The 21,166-nt window shown below is 60.4% G+C and carries 16 protein-coding genes and 1 pseudogene; 5 read left to right on the top strand and 12 right to left on the bottom strand.

Going from position 1 to position 21,166, the window contains the following annotated elements; genetic code table 11:
* Window positions 1–58: 58 nt before the first annotated feature.
* Entirely contained in the window at window positions 59–2,797 is a 2,739-nt protein-coding gene (locus tag SFUM_RS21495; protein WP_011698056.1) for a hybrid sensor histidine kinase/response regulator, read from the top strand.
* A gap of 185 nt (window positions 2,798–2,982) precedes the next feature.
* Here the strand turns inward: SFUM_RS21495 and SFUM_RS06215 are convergent, their stop codons facing one another.
* The 3 genes from SFUM_RS06215 to SFUM_RS06205 all read right to left on the bottom strand — a co-directional run bounded on the left by SFUM_RS06215 (window position 2,983) and on the right by SFUM_RS06205 (window position 5,606).
* The gene (locus SFUM_RS06215) at window positions 2,983–3,321 is read right to left on the bottom strand and encodes a hypothetical protein (RefSeq protein ID WP_011698055.1); all 339 of its coding nucleotides are present in this window, start codon (window positions 3,319–3,321) and stop codon (window positions 2,983–2,985) included.
* 676 nt (window positions 3,322–3,997) lie between these two features.
* Window positions 3,998–4,762 (bottom strand): methyltransferase domain-containing protein, encoded by a 765-nt coding sequence (locus SFUM_RS06210; protein ID WP_391899312.1) that lies wholly within the window; start codon window positions 4,760–4,762, stop codon window positions 3,998–4,000.
* 295 nt (window positions 4,763–5,057) lie between these two features.
* Window positions 5,058–5,606 carry a hypothetical protein gene (locus SFUM_RS06205; RefSeq protein ID WP_011698053.1) on the bottom strand — a complete coding sequence of 183 codons (549 nt, stop codon included), beginning with the start codon at window positions 5,604–5,606 and terminating at the stop codon, window positions 5,058–5,060.
* A 672-nt stretch (window positions 5,607–6,278) separates the two neighbouring features.
* Here SFUM_RS06205 and SFUM_RS06195 point away from each other — a divergent pair.
* Complete coding sequence (locus SFUM_RS06195; protein WP_011698051.1) at window positions 6,279–6,611, top strand: YegP family protein; 333 nt, start codon at window positions 6,279–6,281, stop codon at window positions 6,609–6,611.
* Between the two features lie 190 nt (window positions 6,612–6,801).
* Window positions 6,802–7,434, top strand: coding sequence for a cyclodeaminase/cyclohydrolase family protein (locus SFUM_RS21490; RefSeq protein WP_011698050.1), 633 nt, complete (start codon window positions 6,802–6,804; stop codon window positions 7,432–7,434).
* Window positions 7,435–7,566: 132 nt separating this feature from the next.
* Here the strand turns inward: SFUM_RS21490 and purN are convergent, their stop codons facing one another.
* Window positions 7,567–8,349: a phosphoribosylglycinamide formyltransferase gene (gene purN, locus SFUM_RS06185; RefSeq protein WP_011698049.1), complete on the bottom strand. Its 783-nt coding sequence runs from the start codon at window positions 8,347–8,349 to the stop codon at window positions 7,567–7,569.
* A gap of 732 nt (window positions 8,350–9,081) precedes the next feature.
* Here purN and SFUM_RS06180 point away from each other — a divergent pair.
* Window positions 9,082–10,977, top strand: a complete 1,896-nt coding sequence (locus tag SFUM_RS06180; RefSeq protein WP_011698048.1) for an adenylate/guanylate cyclase domain-containing protein — start codon at window positions 9,082–9,084, stop codon at window positions 10,975–10,977.
* A gap of 764 nt (window positions 10,978–11,741) precedes the next feature.
* On the top strand, window positions 11,742–12,227 hold the full coding sequence (locus tag SFUM_RS21485) for a DUF2889 domain-containing protein (RefSeq protein WP_011698047.1): 486 nt from the start codon (window positions 11,742–11,744) through the stop codon (window positions 12,225–12,227).
* A gap of 37 nt (window positions 12,228–12,264) precedes the next feature.
* On the opposite strand, the gene SFUM_RS06165 is transcribed toward SFUM_RS21485, so the two are convergent.
* The 8 genes and pseudogenes from SFUM_RS06165 to SFUM_RS22895 all read right to left on the bottom strand — a co-directional run bounded on the left by SFUM_RS06165 (window position 12,265) and on the right by SFUM_RS22895 (window position 21,117).
* Complete coding sequence (locus tag SFUM_RS06165; RefSeq protein WP_011698046.1) at window positions 12,265–13,149, bottom strand: heterodisulfide reductase subunit A; 885 nt, start codon at window positions 13,147–13,149, stop codon at window positions 12,265–12,267.
* Window positions 13,150–13,380: 231 nt separating this feature from the next.
* Window positions 13,381–15,048 (bottom strand): FAD-dependent oxidoreductase, encoded by a 1,668-nt coding sequence (locus tag SFUM_RS06160; protein ID WP_011698045.1) that lies wholly within the window; start codon window positions 15,046–15,048, stop codon window positions 13,381–13,383.
* A gap of 269 nt (window positions 15,049–15,317) precedes the next feature.
* Window positions 15,318–15,527 carry a winged helix-turn-helix domain-containing protein gene (locus SFUM_RS23910; protein ID WP_279614600.1) on the bottom strand — a complete coding sequence of 70 codons (210 nt, stop codon included), beginning with the start codon at window positions 15,525–15,527 and terminating at the stop codon, window positions 15,318–15,320.
* A 210-nt stretch (window positions 15,528–15,737) separates the two neighbouring features.
* Window positions 15,738–16,052: pseudogene (locus SFUM_RS23905) on the bottom strand (hydrogenase iron-sulfur subunit); the annotation flags it as partial.
* Window positions 16,053–16,168: 116 nt separating this feature from the next.
* Window positions 16,169–17,842 (bottom strand): CoB--CoM heterodisulfide reductase iron-sulfur subunit A family protein, encoded by a 1,674-nt coding sequence (locus SFUM_RS06150; protein ID WP_011698043.1) that lies wholly within the window; start codon window positions 17,840–17,842, stop codon window positions 16,169–16,171.
* A 102-nt stretch (window positions 17,843–17,944) separates the two neighbouring features.
* On the bottom strand, window positions 17,945–19,483 hold the full coding sequence (locus SFUM_RS23475; protein ID WP_435051180.1) for an FAD-dependent oxidoreductase: 1,539 nt from the start codon (window positions 19,481–19,483) through the stop codon (window positions 17,945–17,947).
* A 90-nt stretch (window positions 19,484–19,573) separates the two neighbouring features.
* On the bottom strand, window positions 19,574–20,701 hold the full coding sequence (locus tag SFUM_RS06135; protein WP_011698040.1) for a (Fe-S)-binding protein: 1,128 nt from the start codon (window positions 20,699–20,701) through the stop codon (window positions 19,574–19,576).
* Complete coding sequence (locus tag SFUM_RS22895; RefSeq protein WP_150109620.1) at window positions 20,698–21,117, bottom strand: hydrogenase iron-sulfur subunit; 420 nt, start codon at window positions 21,115–21,117, stop codon at window positions 20,698–20,700. The genes SFUM_RS06135 and SFUM_RS22895 overlap by 4 nt, the downstream gene beginning before the upstream one ends.
* Window positions 21,118–21,166: the final 49 nt, after the last annotated feature.

Below are 21,166 nucleotides of genomic sequence, written 5' to 3'. Positions count from 1 at the left end.
GGCTGCCTCCGTTGAAACCGGTGGAGCTCAAGTTGTTGAAACAGTAGGCAGGGTGAGGATGTTCAGGACGATAAACAGCAAATTCTATCTCATAGCGGTTCTGCTGTTGTTGCTGTTCGGCATCGGATACACGGAGGTGGCGATCTTTCTGGACCGGCAGGCGAAAGGCGTCCAGCGTGGTCTCGGCGCAAGCGCGATCGATATTGAAATCCAGGCCCTCAAGGGCACGTTCTGGGAGGTCCGTTTCTGGGAGAAGGCGGTACTCGCTCAGAAACACCCCGAAGCGGACAAGCGGTTCGGCGAGCTCATGCACGTCACGCGAAAGCGTATCGAGGAACTCAGTCTCGGGTCTTTTTCGAGCGTTCTGGCCGAGCCGGTTGCCAGGATCAGCCTCCTCCTGTCGGAGTACGAGACCTCTTTCACCCGCCTGATGCAGTTGAAAACCGAGCAGCGGATGAATCAGACGGATTTCGCGGCCAACGAGCAGGCACTCGTTTCATCCGTTCTCATGGGCGGGGAGATGGGCCTCATGAAACCGCTGTTCAACCTGGCCCGCTTTCACGGAAGTTATCTGCAGCACCACCGGGATTCGGAATACCAGGCCCTCGGGGCGGTTCTGGATTCGATGGCGGCAAGGCTCTCCGATTCTTCAGCCGGTGACGGCCGCGTGAAAACGTATCTGACAAAATACCGCAATCACCTGGACCGTGACTTTGCGCTGGAGAATGAGCTCGATGTGATCAACCGGCGTTTCGACACGCTGAGCATCGAACTGAGCGACCTTTTCACGAGCATTTCAAGGAAGACCGGCGGGCTGTCGATGGCGGAGGCCCAGTCGGTTGCCGACATGAGGAATCTGCTCAATAAATCGCTGTTCATCTCGGCGGTCTGCGGCGTGGCGATGCTGTTTCTTATTTTGCGGATCCTGGCGCGAAAACTGGTGAATCCGATCAAGGCGATCTCCTCCGTTGTCTCGCAGGTCCAGGCGGGTAACCTGGATGCGCGTTTCGTTTCCCGGGACCGCGACGACATCACGGATTTGGGATTGACCTTCAACAGCATGCTGGACACCATCAAGCGCAACAACCAGCACCTGGTTTCATACAAACTCGACCTGGAAAGAAAAATTCGGGAGTTGGCCAACTCCGAGGAGGAACTCCGCAAGCACCGCGATCATCTCGGAGAACTGGTGGACGAACGGACCGCGGAACTGGGCGCGGCCATCAAGGAACTGAAGTTGGAGATGGCGGAACGCGCACAGGCGGAGAAGGCGCTGCGGGAGAGTCGGGAAGTCTACCGCACGCTCATCGAGACCATCCCCTACGGGGTACAGGAGGTGGACCTGTCCGGGTGGATCATTTTCACCAACCCGGCACACGATGCCATCTTCGGTTATTCCCACGCCGAGATGCTCGGAATGAACACCATCGATCTGGTCATCGAAGGGGCCGACCGCGGCCTGCTCAGGCAGTTCTTCACCTCCGGAGCGGCCCAGCAGCCGCCGCCGAGCACGCGCATGTTCAGGAGCGCCACCAAGGACGGCCGGGTCATCGATCTCCAGGTGGACTGGAATTACAAGCGAAACGAACTCGGAACGGTGGTGGGATTCATCTCCGTCATCACGGACGTGTCCGAGCGCAGAAAGCTCGAAGCCCGCCTCCGGCAGGCGCAGAAGATGGAGGCCATAGGCACGTTGGCAGGTGGAATCGCCCATGATTTCAACAACATTTTGACGCCCATCATCGGCTACACGGAATTGGCCCTGGCGCGGATGGGCTCCGCCGAGCACGCGCAGCGGGATTTGCACCAGGTGCTCAAGGCGGCTCAACGGGCCAAGGATCTCGTGAACCAGATATTGGCCGTGAGCCGTCACGATCGAGAGCAGGAGCGAACGGCCGGGGATGTGAGCACGATCGTCGAAGAGGCGCTCAAGCTCTTGAGAGCCTTGATTCCAAGCACCATCGAGGTCAGGCAGAATCTCGATCCAGGCATAGCGCTGGTGGACGCGACTCAAATCCACCAGGTGTTGATCAATTTGTGCACCAACGCCTCTCATGCCATGAACGGCACGGGAGTGCTCGACGTCAGCCTGACCGGGGTCCAGATCGGGAACCCCGGTTCCGCGCACATTCCGGATCTCGATCCGGGATCGTACCTGCGGCTGAGGGTTGCGGACACCGGGCCTGGAATGGATGCGGCCACCCTGGAGCGCATCTTCGATCCCTATTTCACCACCAAGGCGGTGGGCAAGGGGAGCGGGCTGGGACTGGCGGTCGTGCACGGGATCGTCAAGCGACACAGAGGTGCCGTCACGGTCCGCAGCCGCCTGGGGCAGGGCAGCATCTTCGACGTGTATATTCCGAAAATCGAGGACCTGCCGAAGGAAGCGGCGGACGTCAGCCGGGAATTGCCCACCGGCACCGAGCGGATACTCCTGGTGGACGACGAACAGATCGTGGTTGACGTGGGCACGGGGATGCTCGAGGAACTGGGGTATCGGGTCGAGGCCGTGACGGACAGCGAGCAGGCGCTGAAAACCTTCCGGGCCAGGCCGGAAGACTTCGATCTCATCATCACCGACTACACGATGCCGAACCTGACCGGGACCGGCCTTGTCCGGGAGGTCTTCAAGACGCGGGCGGACATGCCGGTCATCCTTTGTACCGGCTTCAGCGAGCAGGTCACCGAAGAAATGGCCAAGAGCATGGGGATCATGGAATTCGCCATGAAGCCCCTGGATTGGACGCGCCTGGCTCAGATGGTTCGTCGCGTGCTCGACGCGCAAAAGGATTCGTGACGTCTCCTCCACGCGCGGGAAGGAAGCGGATGCCGACGGACTTTCAAGGCATACAAGGCCACGTCTTCCCGACGCGCGGGAAGGAAGTGCTGCCAGGTGCGGGGAAGAGCCATCTCCGGATTCTGCCCCGCCGATCGGATGGCTGAAGCGATCCCGAGGGCGGGGGAAAGCCCGCCCGATCCGGCCTATCGGGCTCTCACCTCGATGGCCGAGATGCGGTCGATCGCCACCAACGCGTCGTAAAACTCCTTCTGGCTCAGCTTCGCCAGGTGCAGCAGGTTGCCCTTGACGTCATTCACCACGCCGGTCATCGTCTGACCCGAAGACAAAATGACGGTCACGCTTTTTCCCTTGAACGCGGCCAGGTTATCCGCCATCGATGAATTGACGTTGAGCTGAACCGCCTGTTGTGATTCCGCGCCGGCTGCCCGTACGTTCCGGGACATCCCAATCAGGCTCATTCCAAGGATTATCGCCGCGGCGATCAGGACAATCTGCCGGTTCCTTCTTCCCAGTTTTCTCATGATCGTCTCTCCCGTCGTTGTTTGCACTCGATGGCCTTCTTCCGTCGGTCCAGGCGAAAACATTAGACAATTTACAGCTCCGTGTCCATGGGAATCGGTATTGCATAGAGTCGCGGGCAAATGCGCCGAAGCCTCCCGTGCCGAGCTCTTATACGAAGTTACCTAGAAAATAGATTCCCGGGTGAGTCTGTTTTCATGCTTCGCGGGTGTCGCAGGGGGCATGGATAATTGCGTTCAAGATGGATCTTTCAAGCACAAAAGAGCGGGGGAATGATTCCCCCGCACCCCCCAAGTTTCGGCCACACGCGCAAGCGCGTGAGGCCGAGTGCTCGGCGCTGTCGGCGACTGGCCGAAGGCCGCCGCCGCAGCGCCACACGGAGCCGCGAAGCGGCGAGGGGGTGTGGGGGATACGTCCCCCACGCTTTTAGAGTATCATTTTGAACGCAATTATCCATGCCCCCTGCGACTCCCCTCTTTTCCACCAACTCATTCGTTGCGGCGTTGCGCCGTGGCGTGAGACCGGGTTGCGTTGAAGAAAACAGCATCGGGCGGGCGGGCATAAAGCCCGCCCCTTGCTACGTATGATCCGCGTAACAGTCCGTAAAGGCCAAATTTATCCCAACCCGCGTCACCTCCCTCTGGGCAGGTGTTCTGTCATCTTGAACGCTGCTCGGTATCAGGCAATCGGGGTCGCGGGCTTCTCGGCTCGAAACAGCACCCCTCTCGTTACCGAGGAACTGTCGAACCCCGTCTCGGCGACCAGTTTCACGGCCGTCAATCCGGCCTCGTGCATCATTGCCAGGAAATCCTTTCCCGGTATGGCTCCTCCACGTCACCCGGCCCAGGTTTCGACCATGGATTTCGCATCGGAGGGCGGTTCGGTTGTCAGGACCTGGTCCGCCATCATGAAACGCCCGTTGGGCTTGAGCACCCTGATCACCTCCCGAAGCGCTTGCAGCTTGTCGGGCACGAGATTAAAGGCCCCGTTCGAGATGACCACGTCGAAGCTCGCTTCCGGGAAAGGCAGATTTTCCGCGGAACCTTCGACAAAGCTCACATTCTTGAGTGAAGTCCTGCTCAGGTTCCGCCTGGCCCGCTCGAGCATTTCGGGTGTGAGATCCAGGCCCACAACCGCCCCCGCGGGGCCGGTCATGACTCCGGCGACGATCGCATCCACGCCGGCGCCGCAGCCTATGTCCAGAATACGCTCCCCCTTGCGGATCCGTCCCAGGGAAAACGGGTTTCCGACCCCGCAGTACGAGGCAAGAACATCCTCGGGCAGCGCCTCGATGATTTCGGGGTCATAGTTCTGTCCCTCCAACCCCGCGCGGCCGGTGGGGTACCTGAAGGAACCCTCGGGGCTGAGGGCGACTTTGCGGTATTTGCGACCGATTTCGTCTTCGATCCGTTTCCTGTCTTCAGGAGTGAACGTCATGTCCATGGCAGGTTCCATCCTCAGCATCGTTGTCCTCTCGTTGTGTGCCCGGATTCCGCCCGGGCGATCTCGACCACTGCCTTGTCCTGCCGCTTGTTCCTTATGTTGGGAGACCTGTCCGGAATCCCCGGGATGTTGCGGTCGGGCTCGGGATTGCCGGGCGGCGAAACCCGATGCCTTCGTGAGGTTTCCGTTCCCGCACGCCATGGCGGCGTTGCCTTCAGGATGGTAAGAACCCGCCGATCAGGGGCGACATCCGTCGCGGGCCTTTTTGCTGCCGTTGCTTCTCATCGGCGGCGTCTCATTGGGCGGCCTCCGGTGACAGGACCCGGAGCAGGAACAGGACAAGGGAGCCGATGCATATCCAGCTCGACAGTATGATGCCCAGAATGGCGATCACCATCTGGGCCAGGTGGGGCCTCATGAAGACGATGCGGTGTTCGTGATCCTTCGGCCGAGGTTCTCCCGAGCCGACGAGCAGGAGGGTATATCGCCCGGGCATCGGCAGTTCGAAGATTCTCATTTCCATCCTCACCCGCGTGAAACCGGATGATCTCGCATGGAACCAGGTTGTCCGGCCCTTGACGGGAGTGCCGTCACCCGTGCTCAACCGGAAATCGACGCCGGCGAAACGCCTTGTGAACAGCGGTCCCTCGATACACAGGACGACCCGGCCCGATTCCGGGAATTCGATTTCCTGCTGCTCCAGGAGCGAAACGCTTACGATCTCGTTCTCCGCGCGGAGACGGATCACGTTCTTGATGAAAGAGACGAGCAACAGGATTCCGAAGGGGAGGAGCAGCATCGATATCCATATTCCATTGCGGTAGAGAAATTCGAAAAACGACATGCCTGCCTCCAGTTCGCATCGACTCGGAGTCCGCTTTCGATCGCTTTGCGCACGGCTTCAGGACGAACCGGGACATGCGGGGGGGATGCCGCGTCGCCCGTCTTCCATTGTCCGGTGAGTCTTGGAACCCATCGACCATTCCTCGGACGAGAATGTCCAGGATTGAAAATCTGTCGATTGACGCCATTCCCGTACGATTGTAGTATACTTTCAATATTAGAGCATGTTTTTCGCTTCAAGAGACGAACCATTCATCAGTTCCATGCGCGCAGATCGATCCGCTCCGTGTTTCCTTTCCAACGATTGAGGCGAAAGAATGACGGCAAGTGCACGGGCAGGCCGTTTGGAGGCTTCTTCCTCGAAGGACCCGGAACCCGGATCGATGAGGCGGAATACGTCGAGCGAAAAAGCATCGGGGCATCGGGTCCGGGCGGACGGGGTCCCGTCCGGGATCGCGGTTTATGCCGGTTGCAAGGCCTCCGGAGGCGATGAAGCACATTTGGTTGAAATGACAAGGGTCGGGAGAAATGGACGGGGCGATGCCGCGGTCCGCTCGCGACAGGCCGGGTTGTTCCTGTCCGGCGTCGCACGCCGAGCGAGCGGAGCGTGTCGGGGTGCATGATTCCTTCTCGAGAAATCGTTGTCGGCAACCTTCGTGAAAGGAGCACTGAAATGGCAGGATGGTATGAAGTGAGCGAAAGCGCCAAAGGTCAGTTCCGTTTTGTTCTCAAGGCAGGCAACGGTGAAATCATCCTCACCAGCGAGCTGTACAAGACCAAAGCCTCGGCCCTGAACGGCATCGCCTCGGTTCGGACGAATTGCGCTTCGGACGAGCGCTACGAGAAAAAGGAAGCCGAAAACGGCAAGTTCTACTTCAACCTCAAGGCGGCCAATCACGAGGTCATCGGTACAAGCCAGATGTATGCATCCAAGGGGTCGCGGGATGACGGGATCGCCTCGGTCAAGGCGAACGGCGCGGCAACGACCACCAAAGAAGTCGTCTGATTCTTGCCGCGGTCCGAGAGAGGGTGGACTCCCTTCCGATGGACCTGCAACCTTTCGGAGGCGACATCGAGGAAGGATGCCGTGTCCGGCATCCCGTGCCTGCAACGCGAACATCGCACCGGCCGGCCGGAAAAGCCGCTACGGAAAGCCCAGCGGTGCCCGGGCCGGCGGAAGTTGAGGTGGTTTTCCCATGAACGAGCCGTTTCTTCTCGCCCTGTCCAAACCGGAACCCTCGCCCGGGGGGGGAGCGGCCGCTGCGTACAGCGCGTGTCTGGGCCTCGCCCTTCTCAAAAAGGTGATCAACCTCGAACTCCTTCGTCCGGAGGTTTCTGAAGAGCTCGTCTCCATATGGGACGACCTGCTGGAACAGACGGAGGTCGCCGAGGAGATCCTGGAGCGGCTGCTCCACGAAGATTCGAGGGCTTACGTGGATTTTACCGAAGCAAGGTCCGGCGGCACGGAGGACTCGTTCTCCGCGGCCCTGGAAAACCTCATTGACTGTCCTTTCAAAATCATGGAACAGTCCTGTCAGGGCCAGGGGCTCATTTCCGAGGCGGGAAAGCTCTGCAAGCGATATCTTCTTTCAGACCTGCTGGTTGCGGGGGAATTCTTCCTGGCGGCGGTGCAGGGGGCATGTCACATTGCACGTACCAATCTCTATCTTGTTCCCGACGACCCATCCAAGGAGGGGCCGTACGCCGGAACGAGGGACAAGATTCTTCGGCTGCAGAACTGCTGTCAGGACGCTTACGACATGGTTCAGGAACAGATCCGGCTGAGAATCAGGCTGGGCGGGAGCGCGCCCGGCAGCCCCGCGCTCTGAGCGGTCTGCTCGGCGCCGCCTGCGGGTGATTCGCGCAGGGCGCCGTGATTGGGGCCCGAGGGGACCCCGATCGTCGCCGGTTCCCCATCCTGCTTCCCACGAGCGGGATTGCGCCGGGAATCGAATGCCCCGCTACGCATTTCCGGGCAGGATGTTCACAAGGAGCCTTCCCGTGGCGCTCCTTCCCAGGCTGAGCCGTTTTTCCGCGTAAAGCCGGATGCATTTGGGATAGAGCTCGCGTTCGAGTTCGAGTCCCTTCTGTTTGACGGTGCTCACGGTATCGCCCGGTTGGATCTTGAAGGCCTCCTGGTCGATGATGGGACCGCTGTCCACGCCATAATCCACGAAATGCACGGTACAGCCCGCCACCTTGCAGCCGTAGCGCAGCGTCTGTCCGTAGCCGTCTATGCCCGGGAAAGCGGGAGAAAGCGTGGGGTGCAGGTTCATGATCCTGGGAATTGCGGCTCCGCGGTTGATTCTCTCGATGAAATAGGGGGTCAGTCTTCGCACGAATCCGGCAAGCACCAGGAGATCGAAAGGATACTCGGCCATTTCCCGGAGCATCTGCGCTTCGGCGATCACTCGCGTCTTCATGCGAAATTCGAGATTCTCGCGAGTCATCTCCTCGGGGGAATAGAGCCTCTGCTTGGTCATTATGTCGTCAAAATCACAGTCCGACGGCAGTTGAAGCGCTGCCGGCTTTTGGTGGTGCATCTGCCTGATGGCCCCGTAATCGACCAGGAGGCAGGGAATGCCGTGTCGTCGGGCTCGAGTGAGCGCCTGGGCATCGGGGTTGTCCGAGCACACGAACACGACCCGGCCCTTGATGCGACCCGTTTCGCACGCATCGATGATGGCCTGAAGCTTGTTCCCCTTGCTTGACACAAGCACTCCGATGCGAATACCTTCGAGCATCCTCGTAACTCCTTTCCGGATTCCTCCCCCGGCAGGAACACCGTGGTTCCTCCGTGCCGCGTTTGAATGCAATTCCGCGCACATTCTCCATCTTCAGATGGAGGCGCGTTTTGAGCAGAAAAAGTTCCCTTTTCTGGAAGCCTCGCACGGATGAGGCTGCGGGTCTTCGATACAGCCTCTCGGTTCGCTCGGCCGATTCACTGCGGGACCGTGCAATGACCTGCCCGTGTCTTGAGCGGGTGCCGGGTGCATTTGCAGGTTGCAGGGCTGAGATTCACCGTAGTCGGTGTGCGAAAATCAGGCAGGAAGAGCATTCGGCGGACATCTGAACCAGAGCGATAAGGAATTCGTCTCTATGGGAACAATCGCGCCACGTCGTGTTACCTTGACTTCATGATTTCAGGCTCCTTGCTTCCGCTTTCCTTATACTCCCATTCCTTTCAAAATGTCTCAGAAAAAATCCCGGTTCCCCTGTGGGGTCAAACCTACACTTTTGACAAATCGGGTTTTCACCGAAATTTGTCAAAAGTGTAGGTTTGACCCCGCAGGATACGCTGAGTTGCACGTTGCTCTCAGTGGTTCCAAGCGATATATTCACATTAACGGGGGCTCGATAGTGTGCCCGATCTATGCCTGACCTCATCGAATTCACGCTCAGCCATTCTCAATGCGGACGACATGATCGCTCTGGACTGTCTCTTGGTCTTATCCAAGCCGTGCGGAGGGAATTCCATGGGCACAAATGGTTTCAAACGCAAGCTCGCGGCCATCCTCAGCGCCGATGTGGCGGGGTACAGCCGCCTCATGGGCGAGGATGAGGCGGCAACGGTTAGGACCCTGGAAGCGTATCGGCGGGTCATCTCGGATTTGATCCAACAGCATCGCGGCCGCGTGGTGGATTCTCCCGGGGACAACATCCTGGCCGAATTCGTCAGCGTGGTGGATGCAGTGCAATGCGCTGTCTCGGCGCAAAAGGAGATCCAGGCCCGCAATACGGAACTGCCTGAAAACCGGAGAATGCAATTCCGCATCGGAATCAACCTGGGGGATGTGATCGAAGAGGGAGATCGCATCTACGGCGACGGCGTGAACATCGCAGCAAGGCTGGAATCCCTGGCCGACCCCGGGGGAATCTGTGTCTCCAAGACTGCTTTTGAACACATCGAGAGCAAGCTTCCGCTGGGGTATGAGTATCTTGGGGAACAGACCGTCAAGAATATCGCCAAACCCATATGCGCTTATAAGGTCCAGATGGAGCGAAGGGTGACCGTGAAGGATCATGCCGAGGCGAAGTCAAAGGGGGGCACGTGGCATAGGCCCTTGATCGTTGCCTTGGCAGGCGTTCTTCTGATCACTGTGGTTGCTGCGGCACTTTGGCAATTCGACTTTCTCCCGGTCCGCACGCGGGTGGACGATACTACGGTGCAACGGATGGCTTTCCCGTTGCCCGACAAGCCGTCCATCGCGGTGATGCCCTTCGTGAACATGACCGGAGAGCAGAGCCAGGACTTCTTCTGCGACGGGTTGAGCGAAAGCCTGATCGCGGCCCTTTCCAGGGTGCCGGAGCTTTTCGTCATCGGGCGGGATTCCACCTTCATCTACAAGGGAAGGGCGGCGCCGATGCGGCAGGTGAGCGAAGACCTCGGGGTGCGGTACGTTCTGGAGGGGAGCGTGCAGAGGGCCGGCGACCGGGTACGTGTCACGGCGCAGCTGATCGATGCCCTCAAGGGTCATCATCTCTGGTCGGAACGCTACGACCGGAACGTCAAGGACATTTTCGAGCTGCAGGACGAGATCTCCATGAAGATCCTCACCGAACTTCGCGTGAAGATCACCGAGGGCGAAGCAGCTCGCATACTGCCGAAGGGAACGAACAACCTGCAGGCCTACCTGAAGGTTCTCGAAGGGGAATGGTACAGGAATCAAAACAACAAGGAAGCGAACAACGTGGCAAAACGGCTATACCACGAAGCCGTGGAACTGGACCCGGCTTACGCGATGGCTTATGTTGGCTTGGCCAGGGCGCAGGGGTTCGATGTATGGCTCGGCGCCAGCAAATCGCCCAAAGAGACTCTCGCCGATGCAATGAAATCAGCCCGGAAGGCGATCGAATTGGACGATTCCTCAGCTGAGGCCAATGCCGCAGCCAGCGCGGTCCTTGTGGCAATGCGCGAGCATGAGAAGGCGATAGAGGTTGGAGAGCGGGCTGTGACGCTCAACCCCAACAGTGCCAATGCCCTCTACACCCTTGGTATGGTTCTGAACTATGCCGGGAGGAGCGAAGAAGCCCTTCCTCTGCTTCGACAGGCTGTTCGATTCAATCCCGTCGTCCCGAAGTACTACCACCATTTCAGCACCGCTTGCCGCGAAACCGGGCGGTATGAAGAGGGGATCGCCGCACTGAAGACATCACTTGGTCGAGTCCCCGACGATGTTCTTGCAAACGTTGTTCTGGCGACTCTTTATGTGTACGCAGGGCGTGAAGATGAGGCGCGGGCCGCCGTCGCGGAAGTCCGCCGCATAGACCCCGGGTTCTCCCTGGAAAGGTTCGCAAGGGGGTCCCCGTGGAAAGAAGGGCCAAAGAGGGATCGCTTCATTGACGCCCTCCGCAGGGCGGGGCTGAAGTAGGGCCAATGCCGCAGCCATGCCCAGGCCGCGCCTTGATTCCATCGAAAACAGCTTCAACGCACGGTTCTCGTCCATGGCGTTGAGACCCCCCAGCTTCCTTTTTCCGCCGCTGTCGATCATTTCCGCTCGGCCGCTTTTCGCGAACAGGAATCGGATGTTCCGACAGGAGCCTCCGTGCGGTCATGGCTCGCCAGCGTACTTCACCCAGTGAACGGCAACGGTTTTCGGCTGATAGCCCGCCGCCTTCGGCAGCGGGTGGAGACCCCCTGCTTTTCCGACCTTCTTTAGCCGATTCTGACAGTTCGCGCGGCAGACGGGCTCCCGGCTCTTGCACTTGTGGGCAAGTTGGACGATACTGGATTCAATCGAGTTGCAGAAGAGCATGTCCGCGGTGGGGCCCGGCCCCGGGGTCATGCTTATAGGACCGGCAATTTGGGGAGGCTTGATTCCCTGGCCGTCAAAGCGGGCGCAGAAGGGGGGACAGTCCTGTGCGATAGACGGATCGAGACGGATTCTGACGTCATAATCGTCGCGTTTCCGGAGAATTAAGTGGGGAAGCGCCGGCGCAGATCAGGCAAAACGGGTCGGGCAAGGCCGAGCAAGTTGGGCAAAGCAGGAGGGGCAAAGCCGGTGCGCGGTGAGAAGGGCGACGGATGAGCACCAAGCGGGCGGTCGGGCGTCCTGGGGGACTCTGAGGACTGAGGATCGTCAATGGAGACTCCACGAGAAATGAATTTGTCAAAAGTGTAGGTTTGACCCCAATTATGGATATTTTTCAGCGAAGCATTCATCTGAACGCGAAAAAGACCGATGATGATCACCTTCAGGTTGCGGGCTCACTGTTGGACCTTGAACACTCGTTCCATCTGGAGCTCACGGTTCGGGTCTCGACACATACGATCGTGGCGGCCACAGCGTCGATGAGCAAGGCGCCGCTCACCCTCTGCTATTCCGTTCTGGGGAGTCTCGACCAGCTGAAGGGTCTGTCCATCGAACGAGGAATCATCAAGGAAATACGTTCCCGGCTCGGGGGGCCGAAGGGTTGCACCCACCTCATAGAGCTTCTCAACGATGCCCTGAGATTCACGTCCATGCTGCTCATCGGGGAAGCCGCGGGCTACGGGTCCAGGTTGGGAGAGGACCTCTCGGAAGAAGAGATCATCGCCCAAGGCAAGAAAAGGCTTCGCAACACCTGCTTCGTGTTTGCCGAGGAGCAGGGGGAGTGCCCGGGATCAAACCTGCACAATTGACACATTGAAACTGCCGGATACCGCTTGAGGTCGCTCTCTACACCTCCCCGGCCAGCGCCACGGCTTCCTTCTCGGTCGTGATGACACCGGCCCCGTCGCCCACGAGGAAACTCGCGTAGCTCAGGGTGAGGCCGAGGCTCTTGCCCAGGTCTTTGAGCTCCCTGGGTACCTGGGGCTGGGTGAGGAGGACGACGAGGTCGAAGGCGGCCGTTTCGTCGCCTGCGCCGAAGGCGACCTGGATGCTGCCGTCGGCATTCCCTTCCACGCCTTTGACCGGAGATTCGACGACCTTGGCGCCGTTCAGTGACTGTTGCGTCGCCCCGGCTTCTTTGAGGACCGCATCGAGACCTTCCGCGAAGAAGGTCACCTGTGCGAGGGGGAGCTTGCGCTTGACCAGGATGGCTTCATTCACGCCGAAGATCACGGCCGCCTTGTGCATCCGGGGAGCGGTGGAGGAGGCGTAGCTTTGAACGAAAGCGATGCGCGACGGGATGTCGCCGTCCAGCGGACGGATGATCAGACCGGCGCTCGGCCCGGAGTCGCTCAGCATTCGTTCGAGCTGCAGATCGGTGATCACGTTCAGTTCCCTGCCCAGTCCGTACTTGCGATCGACACGGTCGACGGCTCGTTCCACACCCGGGGACACGATGACCGAATCCGCTTCCAGGTCGAAGACCTCGTCCTGCATGTCGAACACGATGGCTTCCGGCTTGCACTCCGCCCAGCACAGGGCGCACCCCAGGCAGCGACGGCAGCTCAGGCAGCGCTTGGCTTCCTTGATGGCACGTTCCTCGTCGAAGCCGAGCTCGACCTCCTTATTATTCATCCGCCGTTCATCGACGTCGATTTCGATATGATGCTGGCGGGCCTTCGGGATGTCCTGGAATTCAACGATGTAGCGCCCCTTCTTTTCGTACAGCATACTTTACCTCTCGGCAGGTCTCGGATTCATTCTTTGCGGTCCAATGATCCATAGCTTGTGAGTCATGCCCCGTGCGTCACCATCGAGCGATGGTCCCGGCGGCGGCGCAGGCGCAGCATTTTTTCCGTCCGGCGTTGTCATCGGCTCGTTGAGAGCTTTCCTCGAGGCTCACGGTCGTTCGCAGGAAGGCTCCCAGGAGGCCGGGATGCCGGGAAACAGCCGCCTGTGCGATCATTTGCGCCGGGCTTTCAGGTAGGCGATGATGCCTGATGCCGCTTTTCTTCCGCCCGCGCAGGCCCGGATGGCGATGTCCGGCCCGGTTTCCACGTCGCCGGCCGAAAACACCCCCGGCACGTTCGTCATGAAGCTCGATTGGTCCACGCTGAAGGTGTTCCACCGCGTGATGCTGAGCGGGCTCCCCTCCGGAACGAACGACAGGTCGGGTCTCTGGCCGATGGCCGGGATGAGGGTTTGCGCCTCGACGACGAATTCCGACCCTTGGATAGGCACCGGGCGGCGCCGGCCGCTGGCATCCGGTTCGCCCAGTTCCATGCGCAGGCATTTCAGCCCCGTCATGCGCCCGTTCTCGCCGATCACTTCCACGGGGGCCACCAGGTACTGGATCTTGATCCCTTCCTGCTCCGCGGCGTCGATTTCCCACGGGCTCGCGGGCATCTCCCGTTTGGTGCGGCGGTAGAGGATGTGGACTTCGTCGAATCCCGCCCTCCAGCTCACGCGGGCCGCATCCATGGCCACGTTGCCGCCCCCGATGATGATGACCTTGCCCTTGGCTTTCAAGTCCTTGCCCATGTTGGCGTCGCGCAGAAAATCCACGCCGTCCACCACGCCTTCCATGTCCTCACCCTTGATCTGGAGTTTCATTCCGGCGTGCGCGCCCACCCCCAGGAATACCGCGTCGTATTCCTTCAAAATGTCCTCGTAGGCCACATCCTTGCCGATCCTGGTATTGCAGCGCAGTTCCACGCCGTGCGATAGGATCCAGTTGATCTCGCGCATCAGGGTCGGGGTGGGCAGACGGTACTCGGGAATGCCGTAACGGAACATCCCGCCCGGCTCGGGCAGGGCCTCGAAACAGACCGAACGATAGCCGGCTTTGGCCAGGAAATAGCCGCAGGTGAGCCCCGCGGGTCCGGCCCCGATGATGGCCACCTTTTCCTTCCGGAATTCATCCGGGATTTCCACCGGGGCCTTGATGTCGTTGAGCATCTCGTAGTCGGCCACGTAACGTTTGAGCGTGCAGATGGAGATTGGTTCGTCCATGGTGCCGCGGTTGCACGCGGTTTCGCACGGGTGAGGGCAGACCCGGCCGATGGAGAGGGCGAACGGCAGCCGCTCGCGAATCTTGGCCAGGGAAGCTGCGTAGTCCCCGTCCGCGATCAGGCCGACATAGGAGCGGATGTCGAGGTTCGCCGGGCACGTGGCCTGGCAGATCGGCATGTCTTCCTTGAAGATGTTGTAGTCCCGCGTATCGGGGTTGAAATAGTCGATGGCGGTCCGGAAGCCGATGCCTTCGTTGAAATCGTCGTACATGTGAATGGGGCAAACCCGGATGCAGGCCCGGCAGTCGTTGCACTTTTCGGGGTCGACCCGGGGGGCGCGCCGCCGCACTCGAAAACGGTACGTGCCGTCGCCGGCGCTCGTTTTTTCGACGGCGGCGTTGGTGATCACCCGGATGTTGGGGTGACGCTTGAGCGCCTCGACGTTCGGGTCTACAAAAGAAGTATCGTCAGCGATGATTCGAGTCTGCGGGATGTGCCCGCCCCCAAGACTCGGAAGGGACTCGACCAGGATGACCTTATTTCCGGCCTCGGCCTGCTTCAGGGCCTCGCCCACACCTGCCGGGTCGCCTCCAAAGATGATCACGCGTTTCTCTGACACAGTCGGTATCCTCCAAAAAAATGATGGGAGAAATCTTCATCCACGGTGCCGGTCGGCTGCCGGCCTGGTTCTGCCGGGGTCCTACAGGATTTATAAGTCCTATGGGTTCAATAGGACCTATTTTATGTATAGGACCTATTTTATGTATAGGACCTATTTGACTCAATAGACCTGTGGAACTCTCATTTTTCAGCCCTTGCCCGACGGCCGCGGCCCCATTCGCCGCGGCTTCGGGCTCGCCCGCCCCCTCTCAGGACATGCCGAGCGATTTAAGCCGCGGCGGAGGCAGCGGCCTGTTCAGGAACGAGCCTGTACACGGGCGATGGTCCCTCGATGCCGTCCAGGGCCACGAAGCCCCGTCGCTGCAGCGCGAGGACGTAGCGGAGCACGTGCGGGGCGGGAAGCTCCAGCCGCGCGGCCAGGTTCTTCACCGCCGCCGGTCCGTTCTTCAACTCGCCCAGGATCTGGCGGGTGGCCATCTCATCCATGATGATGGTGTCCAGCGTCCGCCACATCTCGTGTTCCGTGAAACGCTCCCCGTACTTGTTGCCCATGGTGTTGAACTCGGTGAACTTGCCCACCACCCACCGGATCTTTTCCTTCTCGAGAGCGATCCTGGCAACGGCGAGCTTCGCCTTCAATTGAGGCAGGGGCAGCCGGTCCCCCGTGCCGAGCGGTCCCAGTCGGGCGATGTCCCGGTGAAACGCGGTCACCAGGTTCACGAAGCGTTCGCCCTCGGCGGACGAGCACTGGTTGAAGGCGACCCGCGCGGGATTGAGCCCCGCGTAGGCGAGGGTCCTCCCGGCGACCCCGACTTTGACCTTGCCCTGAAAGTTGCCGGAGATGTAATGGCAGTCGCCGAAATGGCACCCCACCACCATCAGGCCGTCCGCGCCATCGATGAAAGCGTCGGCAACCATTGTCGGATCGACGCGCCCCGTACACATCAAACGGATGATTCTCACATCCGTCGTATATTGCATCCTGGAAACTCCAGCGAAGTCAGCCGCGGCATACCCTCACCAAGTGCAGCAGAGAACCAGGATTTTCGGAGTGAAATCGGACATAGGAAATTACCTCCCCCGTTTGTGGTCAAAAGCCGGTACCTCGACATTGGACTCTATTTTTCCAGGAAAGCCTTGATCTGCTCCCCGATTTGCCTGTCCGTGTACGAATTCACGGTCAACGCGTGCTGGTAACACGTTGCGGCGCAAACGCCGCAGCCCTTGCAGGCCACGGGAATGACCTTGACCTTGCGGCCCTTCTCGGTGCGCACGATCTCGAGCGCTCCGTATGGGCACAGGGCCACGCACAGCCCGCAGCCGCGGCACGCGTCCTCGTCCGCAAGAGTCGACACGATGGGTTCGACGGTCATCACTCCTTTGGCCAGCGGGATGGACGCTCGCGACGCCGCGCCGAGCGCCTGGGAAATGGCTTCCCGCACCGTGGCCGGGTAGTGCGCGTTGCCGCAGAGGTAGACACCGTCGGTGGCGAAGTCGAGCGGTTTGAGCTTCACGTGCCCTTCGAGGAAAAATTTATTCTCGTCAACCGATACGCGGAGCAGCTTGGAGATGGCCTCGTTGTCCTCTCCGGCGATCAGGGGCGTCGAGAGCACCACCAAGTCGGCTGAGAACTCGAGCTCGCGGCCGAGCAAGTGGTGGAAGACCTTCACCCGGCCTTCCTCCACCACAGGTGGCCTTTCGGGATTGTACTTGATGAACAGCACGCCCAGCTCCTTCGCGTGCGCGTACATGGCTTCATTCTCCGTCCCGTAGGCCTGGATGTCGCGGTAGAGGATGCGCACCGCGGTGCCGGGGCTGCGTTCCTTGATTTCGATGGCGTTTTTGATGGCCACCATGCAACAGATCCGCGAACAGTATTTGCGTTCCTCGTTGCGCGCGCCGGCGCACTGGATCATCACCACGCTTTTCGCGTGGAATGCGTTCGCCTTGAGCAGAGACTCGAATTCCAGCTGGGTGACGACCTTCTCTCCGTCGTAGCCGAACAGCCCGACGGGTCTGAGCACCTGGGCGCCGACGGCCACGATGATGACGCCGACGCCGAACCCGTCGGTTGCGCCGCCGCGATCCACCGTCACGCCGAAGTGCCCGATGTAGCCCGACACCTCCGTCACGGTGGCAGGCATCATCAACTTGATGTTGTGATTCCTGCGGACGAGGTCCGCCTGCCGTTCGGCGAGCGTCGAGGCTTCTATTCCGGCCGGGGCAAGTTTGTCCAGGGCGAGGAGCATGCCCCCGAGTTGGTCGGTCTTTTCCACCAGGTAGACCTGGTATCCGCGATTGGCCAGGGCGAGGGCCGCCGTCATACCCGCGATCCCGCCGCCGATCACCATGGCGTTGGGGTCCATGGCCGATTCGATGGGAACCTGCGGTTCGAGCAGCGCGGCCTTGGCCACGCCCATGCGGATGAGGTCCCTGGCCTTGGCGGTGCCCTCTTCGCGCTCCTGCATGTGCACCCAGGAGCACTGGTCGCGGATATTGACCATCTCGAACAGGTAAGGGTTGAGGCCCGCTTCCGCGCAAGTGCCCCGAAAGAGCGGTTCGTGCGTCCGCGGGGTGCACGACGCGACCACCACGCGGTTCAGCTTCTCCTGGCCTATGGCGGCCTTGATCTCGTTGATGCCGCCTTCGGAACAGGTGTAGAGGTTTTCCTTGACGTAGACCACATTGGGCAGCGTCCTGGCGTATTCAGCCAGTTCCTTGACGTTCAGGTAACCGGCGATGTTGCTGCCGCAATCGCAAACGAAAACTCCAATCCGAATTTCTTCAGCCAATTTAGCACCTCATGGTAATGAGCCCGAGCGGAGACCTGAGAGCCTGCCGTGCAATCCGCCCGGCACGTCCCCCCGCATGCCTCCTTGCCCCCGGACGGCCGTTCATTGTCCTGCCGCCGCAGCCTGCCTTGCAGGCGCCACAATCTCGGCGGCCTTGGCCGCTGCGCTGCTGGCCTGGGCCACCGACTCCGGAATGTCCATCGGTCCCTGCGCGCAGCCGCACACGAAAACGCCGGGGCGCGTCGTGTTGAGCGGAGCCAGCGGGTCCGTCTTGAAAAAGCCGTTCCCGTCCAGTTCCACTTCAAACATTTCGGCCAGCGGCCGTGTGCTCACGGAAGGCACGCAGGCGGTCGCCAGCACCACCATATCGAAGGACTCCCCGATCACCTGCTGCTGCGTGGTGGATTCAAACCAGACCACGGGGTTTTCTCCTTCACCCTCGGTGATCTCGGCGACCCGGCCGCGCACGTAGCGGATATTGGCCTGCTTGCCGCCGCGCAGCTTGTATTCCTCGAACCCGCGCCCGACGGCTCGCAGGTCCATGCAGAAGATCGACGACGTGACTTCGTTGTCGTGTTCGTGGGCGATCATGGCCTCCTTCACCGAGTGCATGCAACAATAAGATGAGCAGAAGCGGTTGTGCCGGAAGTCCCGGGAGCCGACGCACTGGATAAAGGCCAGGCGCTTGGCGGTCTGAGCGGCGGCTTTTCTTGCCCGCATCGTCGCGAGCTCCGCCTCGAGGCTTTCGAGCTTCCCGGCCGACTCCGCCCACTGCCTGCTCTCCTCATCGGATGCGGCGCCCGATGCAACCAGCCCCGCGATCTCGGCGGAGGCCTTGCCGTGCTTGTCTTCCAGTTGCTTCACCTGGCGCCCCAGCTTTTTCACCTCTTTCTCGGCGTCTTCGATGTCCTTCTCCAGGGCGATTTCTGAAGGCCGCTCCAGGTGGCCCGCCGTGGGTCCGCTGGCGCTCAACAGCCGTTCGAACTCGAGCGCAGTCACGACGTTGGGGATCCGGTCGTAGCCGTATTCCGGCATCACCGAAGGGTCGAACACTTCGTATCCGGTGGCGAGGATGACGGCTCCGACCTCGATTTCCAGCTCCCGGTCCTTCTGTTCGTAATCGATGGCGTTGGCCTGGCACACCTTGGCGCAGACGCCGCACTTCTTCCCCTGGCCCAGTTGCCGGCATGCGGCCGCATCGATGGTGAAAACCGATGGAATCCCCTGGGGGAAGTACTTGTAAATCGCCTTGCGGCTCCCCATCCCGGCGTTGTAGGCGTCCACCACGGCCGTGGGGCACTTCTCCGCGCAGGCGCCGCAGCCCGTGCAACAGTCTTCCTTGACGAACCGCGCCTTCTTGCGGACCTTGACCTTGAAGGAACCCGCTTCTCCACTCACCTGTTCGACTTCGCTGTAGGCCATGAGGTTGATTCGGGGATGTCGACCGACATCCAGCAGCTTGGGCGAGAGAATTCAGATGGCGCAGTCGTTGGTGGGGAAGGTCTTGTCCAGCTGGGCCATCTTCCCGCCGATGCTGGGAAGCTTCTCGACCATGTGCACCCGGACCCCCATGTCGGCCAGGTCCAGGGCAGCTTGAATTCCGGCGATCCCGCCGCCGATTACCAACACGTCGTTGCTCACTGTCCACCTCGTTGTTTCTCTGGTTGCGATCCTGCCGTTTCGTATCCGTCATCCGCCGAGCGCTCGACCGTAACGGCCGGAGGCGTCCGGTCATTTGTGCATAGTTTCCGCGACAAAAGTGGTCAGATCCTTTATGCCGATTTCGAGGTCCATGCTCGCGAGTGCGCAGTTGAGATGGATCTGGCACTTGGGACAGGCGGTGATCAGGGTTGAAGCCCCTGTGCTCTTGGCTTCCCGAAGTCGTTCCACCTGGATCTGCTTGGAACAGATCGAGCAGTTGGCCCAGCCGCTGGTGCCGCAGCAGACGGCGTTTTCACGGTTGCGTTCCATTTCCACGAAACGCGAGCCTTCCACCTTTTCCAGGATCCTGCGCGGGCTGTCGTAAATCTTGGCCATGCGCCCCAGCCGGCACGGGTCGTGGTAGGTGAAGGTCGATCCGCCGTCGACGAGCTTGATGGCCCCGTCGGCGATCAATTCGCTCAGGAAGTCGTAGAAATGGACGAGCTCGAAATCGAGCTTGCCGAAGTACTGGGGGTAGTGGTGCTTGAAGGTGTAGTACCCCTCGGGGCAGCTGAAAACGACGCGCCTGGCCCCCGACTTCCGGATCAGCTCGATATTGGCGGAGGCGAGTTTCCTGAACGTGTCGGGCCTGCCGTTCCAGAGCATGTCGTGGCCGCAGCAGGCTTCCTCGTCGGACACCACGGGGACGACGCCAGCCGCGTTGAGGATCTTGAGCACGTTGCGGCTGGTGGTCAGGCTGTCGACGCCGATGTCCCGGAATATCACGTCGAAGTAGGGCATGCAGCCCACGAAGAAAAACGTGTCGCCCGTTTGCGCGATCTCCCCGGCCTCCCTGGCCCAGGCCGTTTTGTTCTGACGAATGCCCTGGGTCTGCATTTCCATGACGGTCTGCAGCATGCCGTGATGGGACAGCAGCGGGGAAGTGCCCCGCCTGGCGGCTTCCTCGCGCAGCGCCCGCATGAATTCGGGGAAATCGATGTTGGTCGGGCAGCGCTCGAAGCAGCGCCCGCAGGTGAGGCACGACCAGAGCTCCCGGTCTTTGAGCAGTTCGTCTCCCAGGTCCAGCAGGGCCTTTTCGACGATGATCCTCGGGGAGAACGAAGGGTGCACCCTGGAAACCGGGCAACTTCCGGTACAGACCCCGCAGTCGAGGCAATAGAAAGTCCGATACGTCTTGATTGCTTCTTCTACATTCATGCTGCCGCTCCAACCGAAGATTTACCGAGCTTTTTGACTTTATTGGTGAAATTGGTGACGATTTCGGCAAAACGGGCCCCTTCGGCCGAAGAAACCCACTGCAGCTCCAGGCGTTCGTTATCGATTCCCATCAGGCCGAGCAACTCGCGGGTCATGCTCACGATCCGTTCCGCTTTCTCATTACCGTCCAGGTAATGGCAGTCGCCGATGTGTCACCCGCTCACCAGGATGCCGTCGGCCCCCAGCTGGAAAGCCTTCAGTATGAAATCGGGGGACACGCGGCCGGAACACATGACTCGTATCACCCGGATGTTGGGCGGGTACTGGATGCGGCTGACGCCGGCCAGATCCGCTCCGGCGTACGCGCACCAGTTGCAGCAAAAGGCAATGATTCTTGGCTCGTACTCGGCACTCATGTCGTATTCTTCCTCTATTGTGGGCTCCATAATGGGCAGCAACCCGTTG

Source organism: Syntrophobacter fumaroxidans MPOB (genome assembly GCF_000014965.1).
In the GTDB taxonomy this organism is placed as follows: Bacteria; Desulfobacterota; Syntrophobacteria; order Syntrophobacterales; family Syntrophobacteraceae; genus Syntrophobacter; species Syntrophobacter fumaroxidans.
Note: the sequence above shows the minus strand (reverse complement) of the source record. Positions and strands in the feature narration are given on the sequence as shown.

Coding starts and splice junctions, on each gene's coding strand:
- purN (WP_011698049.1), bottom strand. CDS start 8,349: ATGCTCGAAGGTATTCGCATCGGAGTGCTTGTGTCAAGCAAGGGGAAC.
- SFUM_RS21485 (WP_011698047.1), top strand. CDS start 11,742: ATGGATATTTTTCAGCGAAGCATTCATCTGAACGCGAAAAAGACCGAT.
- SFUM_RS06165 (WP_011698046.1), bottom strand. CDS start 13,149: ATGCTGTACGAAAAGAAGGGGCGCTACATCGTTGAATTCCAGGACATC.
- SFUM_RS06180 (WP_011698048.1), top strand. CDS start 9,082: ATGGGCACAAATGGTTTCAAACGCAAGCTCGCGGCCATCCTCAGCGCC.
- SFUM_RS06195 (WP_011698051.1), top strand. CDS start 6,279: ATGGCAGGATGGTATGAAGTGAGCGAAAGCGCCAAAGGTCAGTTCCGT.
- SFUM_RS21490 (WP_011698050.1), top strand. CDS start 6,802: ATGAACGAGCCGTTTCTTCTCGCCCTGTCCAAACCGGAACCCTCGCCC.
- SFUM_RS06135 (WP_011698040.1), bottom strand. CDS start 20,701: ATGAATGTAGAAGAAGCAATCAAGACGTATCGGACTTTCTATTGCCTC.
- SFUM_RS21495 (WP_011698056.1), top strand. CDS start 59: ATGTTCAGGACGATAAACAGCAAATTCTATCTCATAGCGGTTCTGCTG.
- SFUM_RS23910 (WP_279614600.1), bottom strand. CDS start 15,527: ATGGCCACCCGCCAGATCCTGGGCGAGTTGAAGAACGGACCGGCGGCG.
- SFUM_RS06205 (WP_011698053.1), bottom strand. CDS start 5,606: ATGTCGTTTTTCGAATTTCTCTACCGCAATGGAATATGGATATCGATG.
- SFUM_RS06215 (WP_011698055.1), bottom strand. CDS start 3,321: ATGAGAAAACTGGGAAGAAGGAACCGGCAGATTGTCCTGATCGCCGCG.